Genomic DNA, 20,687 nt, shown 5'->3' with positions numbered 1-20,687 from the left:
GTTCACTCCTAAACTTTAAATAAACTTTCAAATTTTAAACTATGACAATGACATACGGCTACTGCTAATGCATCTGCTACATCATCTGGTTTTGGAACCTGTTTCAAATTTAATATAGACTTTATCATACTTTGAACCTGAATTTTATCAGCTCGTCCATATCCTACAACTCCTTGCTTTACTTGAAGCGGAGTATATTCGTATACACTTTTTTTATTATGTGATGCTGCAAGTATACAGACCCCTCTAGCATGAGCTACTGTTATAGCTGTTTTTACATTCTTATTAAAAAAAAGCTCCTCTATGGCGACAACATCTACATTATACTTATTTATTAGAATATTTACTCCTTTATATATTTGATCTAATCTATCTGAAAAACTTGTATTAGCTTTAGTTATAATAGCCCCATAATCTAATACCTTAAATTTACTTTGGCTATATTCTAAAATTCCATAACCTAACGTTGCAATACCTGGATCTATTCCAAGAACTATCATTACCTCAACTCCCAAACAAATATTCTATATCATTATAACATAATACACCATGTTTATAAATAAAAAGACTTTTTAAAGCTTTGCATAAGAAAAAGGACTATTTCTAGTCCTTAGCTTCCAAAATCCTCAAGAAGTTGATTTACTTCTTCTAAAGAATTTACAACTATACCATTTTTTATTTTTTCTTGATCTATTTCTGGAAGATGTTCTATAGGATACTCTGTTTTTTCTACAACTTGTTTTCTTCCTTCCTCGTCATATTTATATATTACTAACTTTCCTTCTTCTTGCCCTATTTCATAATGATCTTGACAATAGCTATTTATTTCTCTAAATAAAACTATCATATTTTGATCAAATTCAATCAAATTCCACGCTGGATAATTAGATTTTATATATTTTTTTACATTTTCTTCATCTGCTCCAACTAATTGGTCAGGTATATTTTCCGTTTTTTCAACTACATCATTACATTTTGTAAATAATGTTTTAAAAGTTATTATAGATCCTTTTTTTAGTACTATACCTTTATCTTGTATATCTTCACTAACATTATCTGCTACTATCGGTTTTATAACCTGAGTTTCTTCTTTTTTTTCTAAAAATTTACCTATGTAAAGCCCACCTAATAACATAGCAAAAGCCAGTACCAAAATAGGAATCTTGGAAGTTTTCTTTCTCGCAAACATAAAATAACCCTCCTTTGAATGTTATTTTGTCCATAATCGAAATATTTATACAAAATTTACTAAAAATAAAAAATTCCTTAGAAAATTTTCCAAGGAATTTTAAAATTTTTTTAATATAAATAATATTTGAAGTTATTGTTATATAATTTATCATTTGTTTTCTTTATATTGAATAAATTATTATAACTGTGTAGTCTTTCATTTACTATTTTCCAGTTTATATTTTTAAAAAATTCATCTATATATTGTTTTCTATTAACTCCAAAGTCTATCATATATGCATGCTCATATACATCCATAACAAGCAGAGGATAAGCTGACCATATAGCCCCTACGTCATGAGCATCTGATCCAAACATATAAAGATTATTTAATTGTATTGCTAATACAACCCATCCTCTTACTGCTAAACCTATACTCTTAAATTTTTCCTTAAACAATTCATAAGATCCATATTTTCTATTTATTAATTCTAGTATCTGACCATATGGTTTAGTATTTTTTCCTCCTAAGTTTTCAAAATACAACTCGTGAAGTTTTACTCCATTTAAAGCGAAACTTTCTCCTAATTTTAAACTTCTTATTTTACTATAAGTTGCACTTTCATCTTTGTAGTTTTCTTCATTTTCTAACTCATCCCATATCTGATTTATTTTTTGTACATATCCTTCATAAAGAGTATAATGCTGTAATAATTGATTTTTTGATATTCCTTTTACCTGATCAAAATCAAAAACTTTAGCATTTAAATACCTTTTCATAAAATCACCTCTTTCACACTTTATTTTATTCACTTACACAAAAAGTGTGAAAAAGGTAATATTTTTCCTTTTTATGACATTTATTCTCCTATTACTTCAAAAATATAATAAATTTTTCCAAAATGTATAGATTTATATCAAAATTTTTAGTATAATGAAATCCTAACGAACTAGTAATATATCATTTTTAATATATACAAAAGGGGTTAGGTTTTATGAGCATCCAAGAAGTAAGAAACGAAATTGATTCTCTAAAAGAAATATTAAACAAAATGGCTTCAAATGAAAAAAACATATATACTAACTCAGAGTTAGTCAACTTAAGCCAAAAACTAGATATATTAATTAATAAATATATTCACATGACGATGTCTTCATAAGGCCCTTTAGGCCTTGTTTTTTTTAAAATTTACTCTTGGTTATTTTAGAGTTTACAAAATTAAGAATTAAACCTATTAATACAACATTCAGCAAATTTCCTATGAATACTTCTAACTGAACTATAAATTTTAAGTGATATCCTACTGGTACAATATCTCCATATCCAACTGTATAAAATGTCAAACTACTAAAATATATACAATCAGATACTTCTGTAACTTTGCCTTTAGTATAATTTTGAGAAATACTTGTTGTATATTGTAATAACTGACCATCTTCATAAAGCGTTATATATTCATACACTTTTGCGAAACTATAAATAGTTATTATTATAATAATAAGGTACAAAAATAATATTAAAAATATATTTCCCTTATAAAATATTTTCTCTACATTATAAACTAATCTAAAAACTGGACTTGAATAAATAAGTTCTGGCTCTTTCTGTCTATATATTCTATAAGACGTTATTAGTAAGTTAATAAGTATTAAAAAATAGCAAATTAAAATAAATAAATATATATTTATGAAGTTTATTTTACTTTTTATTCCATAAACAAATAGAGTTTCATTGTGCAAGATTAAAACCATTACAAAAGATAATAAACTCAAACTCAATATAGATATACATATAGACTTATGAAAGTTAAAAATGAATATATTTAATATCAAAACTACAACAAATAGTTCAAATATTACATTTTTATATTTATCTAAAATTGGAAGTAATATAATAATTGATAAAAATGCTAAAAAGATAGTATTTTTAAAAACTATATTAAAAATAATCTGTTCTCTACTTTTCATAGTAATCAAACCTATTCTCTAATCATTTGTAATTATGATTTGTAATTTTAGTATTTTTTATTACATAAGCTTAGATATTCCTAAAATCATCAATATAGAGCCCGATATTAATGAAGTCTTTAAATTTTTAGTTGTATTTTTTATTTTTTTACCTACAAATAAACCTAAAGTTACAGCTAATAAATTTAATAAAAAAGCAAAGGTTATTACTTGAACAATATTTATTTGAGCAATAGCACTTCCAAATCCTACCCCAAGTGAATCTAAAGAAAGAGCTGTTCCTAAATAAATAGCTTCTTTAAAATCTATATCTCCTGATACATTCATATCTGCCTTAGCATGATCAGCAGTTATCGCTATTATTATCTCTAATCTTGATAGTTTTATTTTAGTAATTTCCTTATTTTCATCATCTTCTTTTTTATCTATTAAATCTTCAAAATAACCTTTTATTATAAAAAATGCTCCTAAGCCAAACAGCATAAGAAAACTTATAATCGAAGATATACTACTGCTAAATAACCCCCCAACTACATCCCCTAGTAGTATAGATATATATAGTACTAATACTGTAATTACATTTATCACTAATACTGATATTTTGGGAATTTTTATGCCTTTCATTCCATATGACAATCCTATTGTAAATGTATCTATACAAATCGCTAGGGCAACTAAAAATGAAGTAATTATGTCGATCACCACCTCTTCAAAATTCAAATATTCCCATTTTTAATATATTATTTTAAAATATTAGTTATTGTTACTATATCTTTAGACAAAATCTATTATTTATGGTAAATTAGATACTGTGTCAAAATATATTTTAAAAAAAGAGGTGATTTGATGAACTTTCTTCAAGCTATAATACTAGGAATAATACAAGGTATAGGGGAGCCTATTCCAATATCATCTAGTGCTCAAACAATAATAGCGTCTTTTCTTATGAATATAGAAACTCCAGGAATATTATTTGAGGTATTTTTAAATTTTGCTTCTTTCCTTGCAATCCTTTGGCTAACTAGAAATAGAGTATACAAAATTATAACAGGTAGTGTTATGTACATAACAACTAAAGATAAAAAGTTCCTTTCTGATTTTAAAATGGCTCTTTATGTAATAATAGGAACATTGCCTGCAGTCGTTTTTGGTTTTACAATGAAAGGTATAATTGAAAATTATCTTAATAATATAACTACTATAGGTATATTTTTGATAATAACTGGATGTTTATTATTCTTTGTTAGAAAACTTAATGGATATAAAAATGAATTTACTATGACATGGAAAGATGCTCTAATAATAGGATTAGTTCAAGGTACACTTTCTTTAATCCCTGGAATTTCAAGATCTGGATCTACTATAGTGGCAGCTCTTTTGATAGGTCTTACTAGAGAAACTGCTTTTTATTATTCTTTCTTACTTTATTTACCTGTTGGTCTTGGAACTATGATTTTAGGATATAAAGATTTAGTAAACTCTCCTTTATTTAGACAAAATGTTCCTGAATACGCTTTAATGTTTGTTGTTACTTTCTTTGCTACTATAATAGGATTTAATATATTTAAGTCTGTAATGGAAAGAGGAAAATTAATTTATTTTTCTATATATTGCTGGTTAGTTGGATCTACACTTTTAATTTGGTTTTAATTTAGAAAAAAAGTCTCCTACTTTAAATAGGAGACTTTTTTAAAAGTTTATTTTATTACTTCTCATATTAACATTTAACACAAGGCCTAATGCTATCATATTTGAAAGCATAAATGTACCTCCATAACTAACAAAAGGAAGGGGTTTACCCGTAACAGGCATAAGTCCCATAGTCATACCTATATTAGCAAATATATGAAATGCTAGCATACATGTAATTCCTATTACTAGGAACGACCCAAAATCATCTTTGGTTTTTCTTGCTATATTTATACATTTGTATAAGAACAGTCCATAAAGCAATATCAGTATGCTAGAACCTAAAAATCCTAGTTCTTCTACTATCATAGAAAATATAAAATCTGTGTGTTTTTCAGGTAAAAATCCTGCCTTATTGTGCACCCCTTTGAATAGACCTCTTCCAAAAAATTTTCCTGATCCTATAGCAAGTTTTGACTGTAATATATGATATCCTTTACCAGTTGGATCTATCTCTGGATTTAAGAAAACTAGTATTCTATCTTTTTGGTAACTTTTAAGACTTAACCACATAAACGGAAGACTTATTATCCCTGTTACTATAGCCGTAAAAATATATTTAGGTTTTATTCCTGCTATAAACAAAATTCCAAACGTAAATGTTACAAATGCCATACTTGTACCAAGATCTGGTTGTCTTAATATTAGTAGTGTTGGTAAGCCTACAAATGCAATAATCTTGCCTAGTACATACGGATTATTTATAGAGTCTTTATTATCTGCTACTAGCTTAGCTAAAGCTATTATAATTCCTATTTTTACAAAGTCAGAAGGTTGAAAGCCAAAACCTCCTATTCTAATCCACCTATTAGCTCCCCATTGTTCTTTACCTGTACCAAATACTAATGTTGCAGCTGCTAGTATATTACTAATTATATAAATAAGCATATAATGTTTTGCTAATACATTATAGTCTATCATCAAAACAATTAATATAACTCCAACTCCCATCAAAAGAGAACCTGCCTGAACTACAACATGTCTTAATGTTCCTTGTGCTAGTGCTTGTCTTAAATTTCCTTGGAGAATTATTTGCTTCATTACTTCTTTTTCAACAGTTGCACTAACTATCATGACAAGGCCTAATATGCAAATTGCAGCTACAATAAATATTAATCCCATATCTAATTTTTTTAGTAACTTTGAATCCATATTGACTTTCACCCCCTAACTTATTATATTCAAGCTATAATTAAATTCCTAAAAGTAATCTTGCCATTGAAAAGTAAACGATAAGTGCTAATGCATCTACTATTGTAGTAATAAGTGGACCTGCCATAAGCGCTGGATCTAACTTTAGTTTTCTTGCAGCTATTGGTAATAATCCTCCTAATAGTTTTGCTAATACAACTGTAAAGTAAAGCGTAGATGCTACTACTATACCTATTTTCATATCCATTTTTTCAAAATAATATATCCTTACTAAATTTACAACAGATAATGCTATTCCAACTAAAGATCCTATTTTTAGTTCTTTCCATATAACCTTAGTAAAATCTTTTATTTTTATTTGTTCTAAAGCTAATCCCCTTATTATTAAAGTAGATGATTGAGAACCTGCATTTCCTGCTGTATCCATTAGCATAGGTATAAATGCTGCAAGAACTACAACTGACTCTAACACATCTTCAAAACTTCTAATAATTCTACCCGTAAATGTCGCAGATATCATAAGTACTAACAACCAAGTTGTTCTATGTTTTGCTAGTGTAAAAGTATTTGTTTCTAGATAAGCTTCTTCTGAAGGTTCCATAGCAGCCATTTTTTGAAAGTCTTCAGTGTTTTCTTTATCTATTACGTCCATAATATCATCTATTGTAATAATACCTATTAACCTATGCTCTTTATCTACAACTGGTATTGCTATGAGATCGTATTTTTTAAATAAATGAGCAACTTTCTCTTGGTCATCATGAGTAGTTACATAGATTATATCTGTATTCATAACCTCTTCTATTGTTTTGTCTTCTTCTCCTGTAACTAACTTTCTTAGCGAAATTGTTCCTTGTAATTTTCTATTTGCGTCTATTACATAACATGTGTATATAGTTTCTTTGTCAAACCCTGTTCTTTTTATATGTTCTAATGCCTGTTTTAATGTCATTTCTTTTTTAAGTGATAGATACTCTATTGTCATCAAACTACCAGCAGAATTCTCTGGATAATTCAAAAATTGGTTTATCAATGCTCTTTCATCTTCTTTTGCATTTTTAAGTATCTTTTTTACTATGCTAGCTGGCATTTCTTCTAAAAAATCTATCATGTCATCAAAATATAATTCATCCATTATATGCTGGATTTCTTTATCTGTTATTAGATTTATTATTGCTTTTTGTTTTTCGTTATGTAAATAAGAAAAAACTTCAACAGCTAAATCTTTTGGCAAAAGTCTAAATACAATTAAACTATCACTATCATCTATTTCTGATAAAAGTTCTGCTATATCTACAGATTTCATTTTTACTATTTCATCTCTTACAAGAGTAAACTTCTTTTCTCTTATTAGGTTAATAATAAGATCTCTCATGGTGGTTCCTCCTTATTCTATGATTATGGATATTTTTTAGTGTCTTCATATATTTAGTTTTTATACTGACATAAGAGTCCCCTTCCATAACCATCACCACCTTTTAATATTTTTATTGAGAAAAAAAACACTCTTTACTTAACGTAAAGAGATAATCTAAATTCACTACTTTATATTACTCTTAAGATTTTTCATTGTCAAGGTAAAAAAATAATGCAGTAATTATATACTGCACTATTTAAAACTTGTTTTACATATCTTCTGGCATATCCCAGTTATGATATACCTGTTGTATATCATCGTCATCTTCCATCATATCTATCATTTTATTCATTGCTTTTATTTGCTCTTCATCTTCAAGCTTTGTCATAGTCTGAGGAAGCATTTTTATATCTGCTGATAAAAACTTATAACCTCTTTGAGAAAGTGCATCTTTAACTGCGTTAAATTCTTCTGGAGATGTTATTATTTCAAATCCTTCTTCTTCTGTTATAAAATCTTGTGCACCCATTTCAAGAGATAATTCCATTAGTTCATCTTCATTTATCGTTGAGTCATTTTCAATCATTATCTGTCCTTTTCTATCAAACATAAAACTTACACATCCAGCTGTTCCTAAGTTTCCACCGTTTTTATCAAAGTAATATCTTACATTTCCAGCTGTTCTATTTTTGTTGTCAGTTAAAGCCTCTACTATTACAGCAACTCCTCCTGGTCCATATCCTTCATATACAACTGTTTCATAGTTGTCTACATCTGATCCGCCTACACCTTTTTTTATTGCTCTTTCTATATTATCATTTGGCATATTATCAGCCTTTGCCTTTTCTATTGCATTTTTTAAAGCCGAATTATACTCTGGATCAGCTCCACCTTGTCTAGCTGCAACAGTTATAAGTCTTGCATGTTTAGTAAATATTTTTGCTCTTTTTGCATCTTGTTTGCCTTTTCTGTGTTTTATATTAGCCCATTTTGAATGTCCTGCCATAAAACTACACCCCTTGTATTATTATGATTTATAATTCTAGCACAAAATATAATGTAAGTAAAACTAAAATTTAGGAGGTGATGGCGGAAGATTTCTCTTATGTTCTGATCTTTTATGAAGATTTTGTATTATTTGCTTATCTCTTTGTGGTATTTGTTTTCCTTCTAATAAATCATCTATCATATCGTATGTTGTTCCCATTTCTTTTTCATCTGTTTGCCCTTCCCAAAGCCCAGCTGAAGGTGCCTTATTTATAATATCTTGGGGAACTCCTAATATTTTTGCCCACTCATATACTTCCCTTTTTGTTAAGTTAGCTATAGGAAGTATATCCACTCCACCATCTCCATATTTTGTGAAATATCCTGTATATACTTCTGCTGCATTGTCTGTTCCAACTACTAAGTAGTTAAGATTATTAGCAATTGTATAAAGCGTACTCATTCTTATTCTCGCTCTTAAATTTGCATCTGATATTGTATGATTGTTTTCATTATATATATTTTTTTGTTTAAGATTATCTATAACTTTATTAAATATCATATCATGAATGTCTGTTAAATCTAAATCTAAGTAGTCTATTTTACAAGCATCTATTACCTTTAGAGCATCTTCTCTATCTTTTGGATTACTTTTTATAGGCATTATAACTCCCATAGAATTCTGAGGAAAAGCCTTTTTTATTAAAAATGCTACAACTGCTGAATCTATTCCTCCCGAAATTCCTACTATTAATCCATTTGTATTAGAGTTTTTTACTTGATCTTTTAACCACTGTACAGTTTTTTCTATTTTTTCTTCTAAAGTAGTCATCTTAATCTCCTTTCATTTTAATAATTAATAATTTAATTATATCATAAATATAATCTCTGTTTTATGATAAAAATAATACTGGTGATATATTATGAACTTAAAAGTTATATTAATAGGATTTGCAAGCGGATTTATAAATGGTATATTTGGTTCTGGTGGTGGAACACTTCTTATTCCTTGCATGAATAATATTCTCAAGATAGAAGAACATAAATCTCATGCAACTACAATTAGTGTTATATTCTTTTTTTCACTTATAAGCTCTATTATATACATAAAAAATGGTATATTCGATATTGATACTACCTTAAAAGTATCTATCGGAAGCATAATAGGCGGGATTATAGGTGCAAAGCTTTTAAATAAATTCTCATCAGAAAAACTTAGACTGATATTTGGCATATTTATGATAGTAGCATCTATAAGGATGGTGTTTTAATGCTTATTTTTATAGGATTGTTATCTGGAATAATAGGAGGAATGGGTATTGGAGGAGGAACAATACTTATCCCTGCACTTGTATTTTTTTCATCTATTGATCAAAAAATAGCTCAAAGCGTAAATCTTTTATCGTTTATCCCTATGGCAATAGCAGCATTGTTTTTTCATATAAAGAATAAAACCGTTGAATATAAAATAGTATTACCACTTGTAATTTCTGGAATAATAGGAGCAGTACTTGGATCTATGCTTTCAGCTAGTTTAAACTCTGAATTTTTAAAAAAAATATTTGGTATATTCTTATTTTTTATGGGAGTATTCGAGATTAGAAAATCTAGAAAATGTAAGGTTAAATAATAAAAACCGAGGTTTATCCTCGGTTTTTATTCTAAAATTATTTCTCCATTATATTCTGATAAATAAAACTCGTCTTTTTCCTGTATTTCTACTTTTCCATTAGTCAAATCAACTATTTTTTCTTTTAAACTTTCTATTCTATCTAGTTTTGAATAAACTACTATTGTTACCGTATCTTCATATAGCACTTGTTTTATTATGTAATCTAAATTTAATATTTCATTTTGAACTTTTCCTAACAGATTATAATCTACTTTAAATCTTATATCTCTAAACAACACTCTGTTTATTATCTTACCTGCTTCAAGACCTATCTTAGCTCCCTTAGTATAAGCTCTTATTAGCCCTCCTGCACCTAGTTTTATTCCACCAAAATATCTAGTAACAACAACAGCTACATTTGTTAACCCTTCTTTTTTTATGACTTCTAAAGTTGGAATACCTGCTGTACCAGTTGGTTCTCCATCATCACTATATCTTTGTATTTGCATATTCATTCCTACAACATATGCCCATACATTATGAGTTGCATCTTTGTGTTTTTCTTTTATTTCATTTACAAAGTTTATAGCTTCTTCTTCACTTTCCACAGGTTTTGCATAACCTATAAATCTAGATTTTTCTATTATAACTTCATTACACCCAAACTCTTTTATGGTTTTATACATCACAACCTCTCCCTCTTATAAATCATTCTAATAAATTATATTTTACCACAATTTCTACAAATTGAAAAAAGCCCTTGAAAAGGGCTTTATTCAGTCATATTGTCATATATTTGATCTATTAAATCTAAAGTACACTTTCTATCTACATAATGTGAACATGTTTCACAGCTAGTAGAAGCATTACTTAAAGAAGATGTAAATTGACTAGATACAGGCTCATATTGACTACATTGAGAAGCTATAGCTTTTAATTCAGATCTAGTTAAATTCTTCATACTTGTCAACCTCCTTGAATTTTAGTCAATTCTATTTTTGACTAAAACTCAAGTCTATATTCACTAAACTTAAATCTTATCCTTTTTTAGTTCTTTGTATTTTTGAAACGAAAGATTTACTATTGCTTTATCTTGACTGTATGTTATCATATCAAGAGCATCTTTTATTTTATAAAATCCTCCTTCTTTAAATCCTTCTTCTCTATTTATATTACATCTGTCTGTATCACTTTCCATAATATACCATATTATTTCATTACATACAGGTCTTTGTCTGCTTATAGAATAAAATTCATAACTTGTTTGACCTGCAGTAGATAATATATTAGCACTTACTCCACATTCTCTTTTTACTCTATCTAAAGCTACTTCTGTAGAAATTTTTCCATCTTTTATAACTCCTTTTGGTAATATCCATTCATTCTTTTCATTTTTTATAATTAAGACTTTGTTTCCATAAAAAACTATTCCTCCTGCACAGTTTCTAAAAATCATTTTTGATCTCCCCCTAACATTTTAAAGTTTTATTTAAAAACTTTTAATCACAACCTATAAAATTTTTATTTCATATATTTTTATTCCTAAGGTTATACTATTAATATATTAATCTAGGAGGATTCTTATGAATATAATATATCACTGTGTAGGAGGAACGCACTCGTCTGCAATAGCCTCAGCTATTCATCTTAAATTTCTTCCTGAAAATAAAATTCCTAGTAAAGAAGAAATAATGAGTATAGGGTATTTCGATACCTTAGATAAACCTGATCAAGGTAAAATAATTTATAGAGGCAGCGATGAATTTGGAAATAAAGTATATACTTTGTCTAGACAGTTAAATAAAAATCTTGTATTAAACACACTCAAAGACTCTTACAGCTTAGCTGGTGGAAATTTAGGTGACATTATTTTAGTAGATACTATGCAATGCGTGAATATACTTATGAAAATAGGCGGATTTTCATCAAGAAAATTAAAGCTTGTATTTTTTGGAAGACCTATAGTAATAAAAGGTTCTCAACTAGCCTATATGAATATTGTAAATTTAGTAAGAGATATTAAATCAAAGTTTACTTTGAATTAATATCTCTTTTTTATACTTTCTATTGCTTCAAAAAATGCCTTTTTGACATATTCTTTTTCGTTTGGATTTTTAATCAAATTCTCAAGTTTTTTCAAGCTATCTTTATCTCCAATTTTTGACAGTGCCTTTGCTGCATATTGCCTTACCTGAGGCTTTTTATCCATTATTCCTTTATTTAAAAATTGTATACTTTCTTTTGCTCCTATTTTTCCCATAGCTGAATATGCCATTCTTCTAACTCCACCATGTGGATGATTAGAGTTTGAATGTATTAATTTTAATAATCTACAATCCTTAAGTTCTCCACAAATCCATATTAAAACCATTAGATCTTCTGCATTTTCTTCCTTCAATATTCTTTTATATAGTTTTCTTTTCAAAACTTCTATTTGTTCAAAATTTAAACTGCCTATTGTATTTATTCTTTCTTCCTTGTTCATTTCTAAAAGTTTAGTTATAATATCTTTTTCACTTTTGAACATATCTTTTATTTCTTGTTTTGCTGATATTAAGTGCATATTTACTTGTTCTACAGAAATATTTCTTATTTTGCTTATCTGATATATATTTTTCCCCTCTTTATATAATAAGTATGTTATTTGATAGTCTCTCAAACTTTCTATATCATCCCACTTTAACTCCAAGAAACCACCTTCTATTCTAAAATATAATCTCTATATCTTCCATAATCTTTATCATCCAAACTTACCTTCACATATATTCCTTCCTCTATATATTCAAATTTATCTATTACTGTTTTCTCTTTTAGTAGATTAAATATTTCTCCATTTGTATAAGGTATTATCATTTCAACTTTGTAAAGATTTTTCATAAGTTTTGTTTCAATTTTATCTAGTAAAAGATCTATATTATATCCTGTCTTACAAGATATAAATACGACATCTTCATCTTTCATTGCATTAATATCGTAATCTAGTTTATCTACTTTATTAAATACCGTAATTATATCTTTATCTAACACATCAAGTTCTTTTAAAACATTTAATGTTGTATCCATTTGAATATCATAATTTCTATTAGATGCATCTACAACATGTAGTATTAAATCTGCATACTTTACTTCTTCAAGTGTTGCTTTAAAGGCTTCTATTAAATCATGAGGAAGTTTGCTTACAAAACCAACAGTATCTACAACTAAAAACTCCCTATTATTGCTTAAAAGAGCCTTTCTAAGCGTTACATCTAATGTTGCAAATAACATATCCTTTGAAAAAACTTCTTTTTCTTTTGTATATTCTTTATGAGTTTTTATAAGCTCATTTGTAAGTGTAGATTTTCCTGCATTTGTATATCCTACTAATGCCACTATTGGAATATCTGATTTTAATCTTTGCATTCTTTGAACTTGTCTATTTTTCTTTACTTCTTTTAATTCTCTCTTTATATCCGATATTCTATTTAATATATGTCTTTTATCTATCTCTAACTTTTGTTCTCCTGGGCCTCTTGTACCAATTCCAGCTCCAGTTCTTGACAGTGCTTTACCCATTCCATAAAGTCTTGGAAGTCTGTATTTTAGCTGTGCAAGTTCAACCTGAAGTTTTCCTTCTTTAGATAACGCTCTTTGAGCAAATATATCTAATATAAGAGCTGTTCTATCGACTATTTGTCTATCTATTATATCTTCTAAATTCTTCATTTGAGCACCTGAAAGCTCATCATTAAATATAACTAAATCTACATCTAATGCATCACAATGCTCTTTTATTTCTTCAGCTTTTCCTTTTCCTATGTAATATGCAGGATCTTTTGCTTGCCTGCTCTGAACAACTCTTCCTACAACCTCAGCTCCTGCAGCTTTTGCTAGTTCCTCAAGTTCATCCATAGAAGAGTCTATATCTATATTATCTATTCTTTTATTAATAGTAGTTATATCAAGTCCAACAAGTAATGCTCTTTCCAAAATAAACACTCCTTTTCTTAAGTAAGTATAGCTACATTTATTATACCATTTAATAGTAAAATAAGTCGTTCTTAATAAAATTTTATAATGAATTTTAATTTAAATATAGTTTGGTTATACTATCTTAATAAAAACTTTCTTGAGGTGAATAAATTGGATATTTCTAGTTTTCTGCATCTTACTGTGGAACTTACAATAGGTTTTTTCGCCCTTCTTATCATCACAAAAATTATAGGTCAAAGACAGTTAAATCAAATAACTCCATTTGATTTTATATCTGCACTAGTTTTAGGAGAGCTTTTAGGAAATGCTATATACGACCCTGAAGTTAACATACTTTTCATTCTGTATGCTCTATCTTTGTGGGGATTTTTGATATATGTTATAGAAAAAATAACTCAAAAATTTATGAAAACTAGGTCTTTCTTTGAAGGAAATCCTGCCTTAGTAATAAAAAACGGACAAATTGACTTTAATGAACTTAAAAAGCAAAAAATTGATATAAACGAGCTTCAAAGTCTATTAAGAACTAAAGATGTATTCTCAATTAGAGAAGTTGAATATGCAATCTTAGAGCCTAGTGGATCTATCAGTGTTCTTAGAAAATCAAAATATGAAAATCCTAAAAGTGAAGATTTAAATATTCCTCAAAAACAGGTTTATCTTCCTGTATGTTTTATTTTAGACGGTAAATTGCTAATTGATAATTTAAAATCATGCGGATTTGATGAAAATTGGTTACAAAAACAATTAAAATCTAACAATATAAATAATATAGAAGATGTTTTGATCGCTGAATGGAAAAAAGATGAAGGATTATTTATACAAAAAAAGACTCTATCAGTTAACTGATAGAGTCTTTTACTTACTTAGCAGTTTCTTTTTTTAGTTTATACCCTGATATTTTGTTCATAATTATAGCTATAGCACCATCTCCTGTAACATTACATGCTGTTCCAAAGCTATCTTGTGCAAGATATAAAGCTATCATTAATGAAGTCAATGTAGGGGTAAATCCTAGCATAGTTTCAAGTAGTCCTAATGCTGCCATTACAGCCCCTCCAGGCACTCCAGGAGCTGCTACCATTGTTATTCCCAGCATTAGTATAAATGGGAATACAGATATAAATGAAATACTCATTCCATTTAACATCATAACTGCCATAGCACAACTTACAAGTGTTATAGTACTTCCTGATAAATGAATTGTTGCACATAAAGGAACAACAAAATCTGCAACACCATCATTTACTCCATTTTCTTTAGTTCTTTGAAGTGTAACAGGAATTGTAGCTGCTGAAGATTGAGTTCCTATCGCAGTAAAATATGCAGGAAGCATATTTTTTATTAATACAAACGGATTAGCACCTGCTAATGTTCCCGCTATAAAGTATTGAGTAATTATTATTGCAATATGAAGAGCTATTATAAGCATAAATACTTTAAAGAATACAGACATTATAGTAGCTACTTGACCCGCAAAAGACATATTTGCAAATATACCCATAATATGTAGTGGAAGTAATGGTATTATAATATTTGATATTAATTTTTCTATTATACTTTGGAATTCATTCATAAAATTCTTTATCGTATCTCCTTTTATAGTTGCAATTCCCAATCCTAGTGTGAATGCTATTAAAAGAGCTGTCATAACTCCCATAATAGGAGGCATGTTGATAGTAAAGAAAGCTTCAGCCAAAGCCTCTTCTGGATTAGCTGCATCCATAGCTAAACTTCCTGCTTTTAAAAATGTTGGTAAAATAGCTCTGTTTGCTAAAAATGCAACTGTTCCTGAAAATATTGTAGAAACATACGCAATACCTGCAGTTATAGCTAATAATTTCCCTGCTCCCTTTCCTAGTTCTCCTATACCCGGTGTAACAAATCCTACTATAATTAGCGGGATAGAAAATCCTAGGAAATTACCAAATATTCCATTGAATGTAGCAAAAACTCTTATTATCCATTCTGGCGCTATTATACCAATAACAATACCAAGAGCTATTGCTATTAATAGTTTAGGAAGTAATCCTAATTTTTTCATTTTTTCTCCTCCTTATAAATTTAAGTATTATACCCCCACTTAGTTATAATTATAACATTGAGAGAATTTTTTATAAAATATTATTTGAAAATTTATTTATATAAAATTAATTATATGTAGTTATTTCCTTAATTAACTTTATATTGACAAATATAAAACTTAGTAGTATATTTGTCACATATATGAATATATGTTCATATGTTTAGATATAAGGAGGGTAATTATGAAAAATAATTTACAAGTATGCGAGTATGAATTTATACATGAAGATACTGTTAGACTAGCTAAAGAAAATATGCCACAAGATGAAATTTTATATGATCTTGCTGAACTTTTTAAAGTTTTTGGAGATACAACTAGAATTAAGATCCTATATGCTTTATTTTCATCCGAAATGTGCGTTTGTGATATAGCTTCTCTTTTAGGAATGAGTCAATCAGCTATATCGCATCAACTTAGAGTTTTAAAGCAAGCAAGGTTAGTTAAATACAGAAAAGAAGGTAAAGTTGTTTATTATTCTCTTGATGATGATCATATCAAAAGCATATTTGACTGTGGATTAAAGCATATCATTGAAAAATAAGGGGGAGTTAGATTGGTTATAAAAGAGTTTATTTTAGAAGGGTTAGCTTGTGCTAGCTGTGCTTGTTTGATAGAAGATGAAATAAGTAAAATTGATCAAGTTAATTTAGCTTCTTTAAATTTTGCTACTAAAACTCTTAAAGTTCAAATAAAAGATATAAATAGTGTATATATTGTAACTAGACAAATAAAAGATATTATAAAAAATTTAGAACCTGATGTTTTAGTTTTCGAAAAACAACCTGAAAATAAAAAACACATATATAAAAATGATTCTTTCAAAAAAAATATAAATGTCTTAGTAGGAGCTTTTATATTTGTAATTGCTATACTTTTTAACTTTCCTAGTAAAGTTAAAATCTTTCTTTATACTGTTAGTTACATTTTTATAGGATCAGATGTTATTGTAAAGGCAGTAAAAAATTTATTTAGAAAAAAGTTTTTTGATGAAAATTTTCTTATGAGTATAGCAACTGTAGGAGCCTTTGCAATACATGAATATCCTGAAGCAGTTAGCGTAATGCTTTTTTATAAAATAGGGGAATTTTTTCAAAATTTAGCTGTCAATAAATCTAGAAAATCAATCCAATCTCTTATTGATATAGCTCCTAATTTTGCAAATTTAAAAACTAGTGATGGTTCTAAAAAAGTATCTCCTTATGAAGTTAACGTTTCAGATGTAATAATCGTAAAACCCGGAGAGAAAATTCCTCTAGACGGAATTGTGATAGATGGAAATTCTTTTGTTGATACTAGTGTTTTGACAGGAGAATCTACTCCAAAGAGTGTAAATATTAATGATAATGTCTTAAGCGGATATATAAATAAAAATGGACTTTTAACTATCAAAGTAACAAAAGAATTTAAAGATTCAACAGTTTCTAGAATCCTTGATCTTGTTGAGAATGCAAGTAGTAAAAAGTCTCCTACTGAAAAATTTATAACTAAATTTTCTAAATACTACACCCCTATAGTTGTTCTTTTAGCAATATCTATTGCTTTTATACCACCTATATTTGTAGATATTGGAAATTTTGATAAATGGATCTATAGAGCATTGGTATTTTTAGTAGTATCTTGTCCTTGTGCATTAGTGATATCTATACCCCTTGGATTTTTTGGTGGTATAGGAGCAGCATCTGCTAATGGAATTTTAATAAAGGGATCAAATTATCTTGAGGCATTAACGGATATTGATATAGCTGTTTTTGACAAAACAGGTACTTTAACAGAAGGTGTATTTGAGGTTTGTGATGTAAAAATAGATGATTGTTTTGATAAAGACTTTGTACTTGACTATGTAGCTGTTGCAGAAAGTTATTCTAACCATCCTATTGCTACTTCTATACTTAAATATTATGGAAAAAAAACAGATACCTCCTTAATCGATAATTTCGAAGAAATTCCTGGCTATGGAATTAAAGCTTCTATACAAGGAAATAAAATTTTAATAGGTAATGAAAAATTAATGAAAGAAAATAATATCTGTTTTGAAAGCACAACTAAAATAGGAACTGTAGTTTATATAGCTATAAACGATATATATGCCGGATATATTATAATCTCAGATAAACTAAAGGAAGACTCTAAAAAAACTATTGATAATCTTAAATTGCTTGGAATTAAAAATATAATGCTAACAGGTGATAATGAAAATATTGCTAAATATATTTGTGATACTTTAGAATTAGATAAATTCTATGCAAATCTTCTTCCTCACGAGAAGGTTGAAAAATTAGAACAGCTTTATTCTAAAAATCTCAATAAAAAAATATTATTCGTAGGAGATGGAATAAATGATGCTCCTGTAATTGCTAGAGCTGATGTAGGAATTTGTATGGGGGCTTTAGGATCTGACTCTGCAATTGAAGCTAGCGATATAGTTATTATGACTAATTCTTTATATAAACTAGTCGAAGCTATAAAGATTAGTAAATTTACTAAAAAGATAGTTATACAGAATATTACTTTATCTCTTTTAGTGAAAGGTTTAGTTATTATACTTGGCTCGTTTGGAATTGCTACAATGTGGGAGGCTGTATTTGCAGATGTTGGAGTAGCTTTAATAAGTATTTTAAATGCTATTAGAATATTAAAATTTAAAAGCTCCTAAATGGAGCTTTTAAATTTATTCATCACTATTTGGAAGTACATTTATCAAACCTTCTCTTGGAATATTTACGTAGTTATGAGGAACTTTTCCAACAACTATTGTCTCACATACAGGAATTTGAGTTACTACTTCTTTAGTAGATGAGGTAAATGGAACTATAACTTTTATGTTCGCTCTTATAATTAGAAATATTCTATGTCTTGTTTGATTTATACCTGATGATTCAAATTCTGTTCCAAAATCTACATAAACCATTCCAACTGGTACCATATCAACCTTTATTTTTGGACCATATTGTGATAATATTTGGCTCTTTAGTGCATTTCCAAGCGGAATATATGCAGATGCAGTCTTTATTTGCCTAAGCTTTTGCTGTATTTCATTTGCAACATCTGATGCTATTTTATTCATAAGTATTGTGTTCGCTTGAACCATCGTAATATTTCCCTCATTATCTGTTTTTAGGCTTATTAATTCATCATAATTTATTTTTTCTCTTAACGTTTCTTTTACTGCATCATTTATGGATCTTGTAGCCATTTCTTGAGCTCTAGCTTCCGCTATGGCTTGAACCGTTGGCTTTATTTTGTTATCAACATAAAAAAATAAATATATAAATAAAATAACAAATGATATCGTAATAGATGCCAGTACTACTTTTTTATTATTTCTTTTTTTCTTAAACTTTAGCCTTTTCAATAAAATACCCCCCCATTTTTATATTATGGAGGGGAATTTAAAAATGTGATTATTTTACCTTTATTTTTGCAAATTTTCTTTTTCCAACTTGTATTACATCTTCATCAGTTAAACTTACCTTTTCACTTTCTATCTTTTCACCATTTAATTTTATTCCACCCTGTTTTAAAAGTCTTCTTGCCTCACTTGTAGATGGACACAGACCTATATGAGCAACCAATTTAGGTACAAAAAACATTCCATCTTCTATCATATCTTTATCTACTTCAAATACTGGTATATCATCTGGTATGCTCTTTTTCTGGAAAAGTGACTTAAAGTGTTCTTCAGCTTCCATTGCTTTTTGCTCATTGTGATATAATTTAACAATTTCCCTTGCTAATTTCATTTTCAAATCTCTTGGATTTACCTTGTCATTTTCCATATCATATTTCATTTTTTCTATTTCATCAGGATGTATATCTGTAACAAGTTCAAAATATCTTATAATAAGTTCATCTGGTATAGACATTGTCTTTCCATACATTTCTTTAGGATCTTCGTAAATTCCTATGTAATTTCCAAGAGATTTACTCATTTTTTTAACACCATCTGTACCTTCAAGTATAGGCATTAAAAGTGCAACTTGAGATTCTTGTCCATATTCTTTTTGTAAACTTCTTCCCATTAATATATTAAATTTTTGATCTGTTCCACCCATTTCTATATCAGATTGTATAGCAACAGAATCATACCCTTGCATTAAAGGATAAAAAAATTCATGTATAGATATTGATTGATTTGATGAAAATCTCTTCTTAAAATCATCTCTTTCAAGCATTCTAGCAACTGTATACTTTGAAGCTAGCTCTCCAACTTCCATAAAAGACATTTCACTAAACCATTCTCCATTAAATCTTACTTCTGTTTTTTCTTTATCTAATATTTTAAATATTTGATCTTGGTAAGTCTTTGCATTTTCTAAAACTTCATCACGCGATAGTCTCTTTCTAGTTTCCGATTTCCCTGTAGGATCTCCTATCATCCCTGTATAATCCCCTATTATTATAACAACTTTATGTCCTAAGTCTTGAAATGCTTTTAATTTCCTTAATACAACAGTATGTCCTAGGTGAATATCAGGTGCTGATGGGTCAAGACCTAATTTTACTCTTAATGGCTTGTTTTCTTTTATAGATTTTTCTAGTTTTTTAATTAATTCTTCTTCAGATATAAGCTCTGCTATACCTTTTTTTATTATCTTCAATTGTTCATTTATATCCTTCATAAAAACACCTCTTTTTAAATTAATTTAAACTTTCTCCTATGTACAAATAAAAACCTCACTTACTAGAGAGGCTTG

25 protein-coding genes are annotated in these 20,687 nt (G+C 28.1%); 8 read left to right on the top strand and 17 right to left on the bottom strand.

From position 1 onward, the window contains the following. Positions 1-8 precede the first annotated feature (8 nt). From ruvC to JWYL7_RS02695, 3 genes are all read right to left on the bottom strand, one after another. Positions 9-500, bottom strand: a complete 492-nt coding sequence (gene ruvC / locus JWYL7_RS02705; RefSeq protein ID WP_066068572.1) for a crossover junction endodeoxyribonuclease RuvC — start codon at positions 498-500, stop codon at positions 9-11. Between the two features lie 110 nt (positions 501-610). Then, the gene (locus JWYL7_RS02700; protein ID WP_066068570.1) at positions 611-1,189 is read right to left on the bottom strand and encodes a BofC C-terminal domain-containing protein; all 579 of its coding nucleotides are present in this window, start codon (positions 1,187-1,189) and stop codon (positions 611-613) included. Positions 1,190-1,299: 110 nt separating this feature from the next. Continuing rightward, entirely contained in the window at positions 1,300-1,950 is a 651-nt protein-coding gene (locus JWYL7_RS02695) for a superoxide dismutase (RefSeq protein ID WP_066068567.1), read from the bottom strand. Between the two features lie 215 nt (positions 1,951-2,165). On the opposite strand from JWYL7_RS02695, the gene JWYL7_RS10110 reads away from it, so the two are divergent. Further along, the gene (locus JWYL7_RS10110; RefSeq protein WP_083528244.1) at positions 2,166-2,330 is read left to right on the top strand and encodes an aspartyl-phosphate phosphatase Spo0E family protein; all 165 of its coding nucleotides are present in this window, start codon (positions 2,166-2,168) and stop codon (positions 2,328-2,330) included. Positions 2,331-2,352: 22 nt separating this feature from the next. On the opposite strand, the gene JWYL7_RS02690 is transcribed toward JWYL7_RS10110, so the two are convergent. Further along, positions 2,353-3,138 (bottom strand): ion channel, encoded by a 786-nt coding sequence (locus JWYL7_RS02690; protein ID WP_066068564.1) that lies wholly within the window; start codon positions 3,136-3,138, stop codon positions 2,353-2,355. A gap of 60 nt (positions 3,139-3,198) precedes the next feature. Next, positions 3,199-3,840 (bottom strand): sporulation membrane protein YtaF, encoded by a 642-nt coding sequence (ytaF, locus tag JWYL7_RS02685; RefSeq protein ID WP_066068561.1) that lies wholly within the window; start codon positions 3,838-3,840, stop codon positions 3,199-3,201. A gap of 144 nt (positions 3,841-3,984) precedes the next feature. On the opposite strand from ytaF, the gene JWYL7_RS02680 reads away from it, so the two are divergent. Beyond that, positions 3,985-4,788, top strand: a complete 804-nt coding sequence (locus JWYL7_RS02680; protein WP_066068556.1) for an undecaprenyl-diphosphate phosphatase — start codon at positions 3,985-3,987, stop codon at positions 4,786-4,788. Positions 4,789-4,827: 39 nt separating this feature from the next. Here JWYL7_RS02680 and rodA read toward each other — a convergent pair whose 3' ends face one another. The 4 genes from rodA to nadE form a co-directional block, all read right to left on the bottom strand. Continuing rightward, a complete protein-coding gene (rodA, locus tag JWYL7_RS02675) occupies positions 4,828-5,979 on the bottom strand; it encodes a rod shape-determining protein RodA (RefSeq protein ID WP_066068552.1) in 1,152 nt (383 codons plus the stop codon). A 40-nt stretch (positions 5,980-6,019) separates the two neighbouring features. Continuing rightward, positions 6,020-7,354, bottom strand: a complete 1,335-nt coding sequence (gene mgtE / locus JWYL7_RS02670) for a magnesium transporter (protein ID WP_066068550.1) — start codon at positions 7,352-7,354, stop codon at positions 6,020-6,022. A 250-nt stretch (positions 7,355-7,604) separates the two neighbouring features. Continuing rightward, positions 7,605-8,342: a YebC/PmpR family DNA-binding transcriptional regulator gene (locus JWYL7_RS02665; RefSeq protein WP_066068547.1), complete on the bottom strand. Its 738-nt coding sequence runs from the start codon at positions 8,340-8,342 to the stop codon at positions 7,605-7,607. A 63-nt stretch (positions 8,343-8,405) separates the two neighbouring features. Further along, on the bottom strand, positions 8,406-9,155 hold the full coding sequence (gene nadE, locus JWYL7_RS02660; protein WP_066068544.1) for an NAD(+) synthase: 750 nt from the start codon (positions 9,153-9,155) through the stop codon (positions 8,406-8,408). A 91-nt stretch (positions 9,156-9,246) separates the two neighbouring features. Here nadE and JWYL7_RS02655 point away from each other — a divergent pair, with 91 nt between their 5' ends. Both JWYL7_RS02655 and JWYL7_RS02650 read left to right on the top strand, forming a co-directional pair. Continuing rightward, a complete protein-coding gene (locus JWYL7_RS02655; protein WP_066068540.1) occupies positions 9,247-9,594 on the top strand; it encodes a sulfite exporter TauE/SafE family protein in 348 nt (115 codons plus the stop codon). After that, a complete protein-coding gene (locus JWYL7_RS02650) occupies positions 9,594-9,953 on the top strand; it encodes a sulfite exporter TauE/SafE family protein (protein WP_066068536.1) in 360 nt (119 codons plus the stop codon). The genes JWYL7_RS02655 and JWYL7_RS02650 overlap by 1 nt, the downstream gene beginning before the upstream one ends. A 26-nt stretch (positions 9,954-9,979) precedes the next feature. On the opposite strand, the gene JWYL7_RS02645 is transcribed toward JWYL7_RS02650, so the two are convergent. The 3 genes from JWYL7_RS02645 to JWYL7_RS02635 form a co-directional block, all read right to left on the bottom strand. Next, the gene (locus tag JWYL7_RS02645; protein ID WP_066068533.1) at positions 9,980-10,621 is read right to left on the bottom strand and encodes a YigZ family protein; all 642 of its coding nucleotides are present in this window, start codon (positions 10,619-10,621) and stop codon (positions 9,980-9,982) included. An 86-nt stretch (positions 10,622-10,707) separates the two neighbouring features. After that, a complete protein-coding gene (locus JWYL7_RS02640; RefSeq protein WP_066068530.1) occupies positions 10,708-10,896 on the bottom strand; it encodes a hypothetical protein in 189 nt (62 codons plus the stop codon). A gap of 69 nt (positions 10,897-10,965) precedes the next feature. Further along, complete coding sequence (locus JWYL7_RS02635) at positions 10,966-11,391, bottom strand: NUDIX domain-containing protein (protein ID WP_066068528.1); 426 nt, start codon at positions 11,389-11,391, stop codon at positions 10,966-10,968. A 127-nt stretch (positions 11,392-11,518) separates the two neighbouring features. Between JWYL7_RS02635 and JWYL7_RS02630 the strand changes: the two genes are divergently transcribed. Continuing rightward, positions 11,519-11,980 carry a DUF3189 family protein gene (locus tag JWYL7_RS02630; protein WP_066068525.1) on the top strand — a complete coding sequence of 154 codons (462 nt, stop codon included), beginning with the start codon at positions 11,519-11,521 and terminating at the stop codon, positions 11,978-11,980. Here JWYL7_RS02630 and JWYL7_RS02625 read toward each other — a convergent pair. Both JWYL7_RS02625 and hflX read right to left on the bottom strand, forming a co-directional pair. Then, positions 11,977-12,624, bottom strand: coding sequence for a HEAT repeat domain-containing protein (locus JWYL7_RS02625; RefSeq protein WP_066068522.1), 648 nt, complete (start codon positions 12,622-12,624; stop codon positions 11,977-11,979). The genes JWYL7_RS02630 and JWYL7_RS02625 overlap by 4 nt on opposite strands. Before the next feature lie 11 nt (positions 12,625-12,635). After that, the gene (hflX, locus tag JWYL7_RS02620; RefSeq protein ID WP_334292128.1) at positions 12,636-13,907 is read right to left on the bottom strand and encodes a GTPase HflX; all 1,272 of its coding nucleotides are present in this window, start codon (positions 13,905-13,907) and stop codon (positions 12,636-12,638) included. 150 nt (positions 13,908-14,057) lie between these two features. Here hflX and JWYL7_RS02615 point away from each other — a divergent pair, with 150 nt between their 5' ends. Further along, positions 14,058-14,756, top strand: coding sequence for a YetF domain-containing protein (locus JWYL7_RS02615; protein WP_331721841.1), 699 nt, complete (start codon positions 14,058-14,060; stop codon positions 14,754-14,756). Between the two features lie 13 nt (positions 14,757-14,769). Here JWYL7_RS02615 and JWYL7_RS02610 read toward each other — a convergent pair whose 3' ends face one another. Further along, the gene (locus JWYL7_RS02610; RefSeq protein ID WP_066068517.1) at positions 14,770-15,951 is read right to left on the bottom strand and encodes a dicarboxylate/amino acid:cation symporter; all 1,182 of its coding nucleotides are present in this window, start codon (positions 15,949-15,951) and stop codon (positions 14,770-14,772) included. 223 nt (positions 15,952-16,174) lie between these two features. Between JWYL7_RS02610 and JWYL7_RS02605 the strand changes: the two genes are divergently transcribed. Beyond that, the gene (locus JWYL7_RS02605) at positions 16,175-16,534 is read left to right on the top strand and encodes an ArsR/SmtB family transcription factor (protein ID WP_066068515.1); all 360 of its coding nucleotides are present in this window, start codon (positions 16,175-16,177) and stop codon (positions 16,532-16,534) included. Positions 16,535-16,546: 12 nt separating this feature from the next. Continuing rightward, a complete protein-coding gene (locus JWYL7_RS02600) occupies positions 16,547-18,646 on the top strand; it encodes a heavy metal translocating P-type ATPase (protein WP_066068512.1) in 2,100 nt (699 codons plus the stop codon). 15 nt (positions 18,647-18,661) lie between these two features. Here JWYL7_RS02600 and yunB read toward each other — a convergent pair whose 3' ends face one another. Both yunB and tyrS read right to left on the bottom strand, forming a co-directional pair. Continuing rightward, a complete protein-coding gene (yunB, locus tag JWYL7_RS02595) occupies positions 18,662-19,345 on the bottom strand; it encodes a sporulation protein YunB (RefSeq protein WP_066068509.1) in 684 nt (227 codons plus the stop codon). 49 nt (positions 19,346-19,394) lie between these two features. Then, a complete protein-coding gene (tyrS, locus tag JWYL7_RS02590; RefSeq protein WP_066068503.1) occupies positions 19,395-20,612 on the bottom strand; it encodes a tyrosine--tRNA ligase in 1,218 nt (405 codons plus the stop codon). Positions 20,613-20,687: the final 75 nt, after the last annotated feature.

The sequence above is a fragment of the Alkalithermobacter thermoalcaliphilus JW-YL-7 = DSM 7308 genome, from assembly GCA_001584565.1.
GTDB classification, from domain to species: domain Bacteria; phylum Bacillota; class Clostridia; order Peptostreptococcales; family Peptostreptococcaceae; genus Alkalithermobacter; species Alkalithermobacter thermoalcaliphilus.
The sequence above is the reverse complement of the archived record's forward strand: the minus strand, read 5'-3'. Positions and strand labels throughout refer to the sequence as shown.

Bases quoted from the DNA above. Each gene is read 5' to 3' on its own strand.
- mgtE (WP_066068550.1), bottom strand. From the start codon at position 7,354: ATGAGAGATCTTATTATTAACCTAATAAGAGAAAAGAAGTTTACTCTT.
- rodA (WP_066068552.1), bottom strand. From the start codon at position 5,979: ATGGATTCAAAGTTACTAAAAAAATTAGATATGGGATTAATATTTATT.
- JWYL7_RS02640 (WP_066068530.1), bottom strand. From the start codon at position 10,896: ATGAAGAATTTAACTAGATCTGAATTAAAAGCTATAGCTTCTCAATGT.
- JWYL7_RS02655 (WP_066068540.1), top strand. From the start codon at position 9,247: ATGAACTTAAAAGTTATATTAATAGGATTTGCAAGCGGATTTATAAAT.
- JWYL7_RS02695 (WP_066068567.1), bottom strand. From the start codon at position 1,950: ATGAAAAGGTATTTAAATGCTAAAGTTTTTGATTTTGATCAGGTAAAA.
- ruvC (WP_066068572.1), bottom strand. From the start codon at position 500: ATGATAGTTCTTGGAATAGATCCAGGTATTGCAACGTTAGGTTATGGA.
- JWYL7_RS02690 (WP_066068564.1), bottom strand. From the start codon at position 3,138: ATGAAAAGTAGAGAACAGATTATTTTTAATATAGTTTTTAAAAATACT.
- JWYL7_RS02605 (WP_066068515.1), top strand. From the start codon at position 16,175: ATGAAAAATAATTTACAAGTATGCGAGTATGAATTTATACATGAAGAT.
- JWYL7_RS02635 (WP_066068528.1), bottom strand. From the start codon at position 11,391: ATGATTTTTAGAAACTGTGCAGGAGGAATAGTTTTTTATGGAAACAAA.
- JWYL7_RS02630 (WP_066068525.1), top strand. From the start codon at position 11,519: ATGAATATAATATATCACTGTGTAGGAGGAACGCACTCGTCTGCAATA.
- JWYL7_RS10110 (WP_083528244.1), top strand. From the start codon at position 2,166: ATGAGCATCCAAGAAGTAAGAAACGAAATTGATTCTCTAAAAGAAATA.
- JWYL7_RS02700 (WP_066068570.1), bottom strand. From the start codon at position 1,189: ATGTTTGCGAGAAAGAAAACTTCCAAGATTCCTATTTTGGTACTGGCT.
- JWYL7_RS02680 (WP_066068556.1), top strand. From the start codon at position 3,985: ATGAACTTTCTTCAAGCTATAATACTAGGAATAATACAAGGTATAGGG.
- JWYL7_RS02650 (WP_066068536.1), top strand. From the start codon at position 9,594: ATGCTTATTTTTATAGGATTGTTATCTGGAATAATAGGAGGAATGGGT.
- tyrS (WP_066068503.1), bottom strand. From the start codon at position 20,612: ATGAAGGATATAAATGAACAATTGAAGATAATAAAAAAAGGTATAGCA.
- JWYL7_RS02610 (WP_066068517.1), bottom strand. From the start codon at position 15,951: ATGAAAAAATTAGGATTACTTCCTAAACTATTAATAGCAATAGCTCTT.
- nadE (WP_066068544.1), bottom strand. From the start codon at position 9,155: ATGACTACTTTAGAAGAAAAAATAGAAAAAACTGTACAGTGGTTAAAA.
- JWYL7_RS02665 (WP_066068547.1), bottom strand. From the start codon at position 8,342: ATGGCAGGACATTCAAAATGGGCTAATATAAAACACAGAAAAGGCAAA.
- JWYL7_RS02645 (WP_066068533.1), bottom strand. From the start codon at position 10,621: ATGTATAAAACCATAAAAGAGTTTGGGTGTAATGAAGTTATAATAGAA.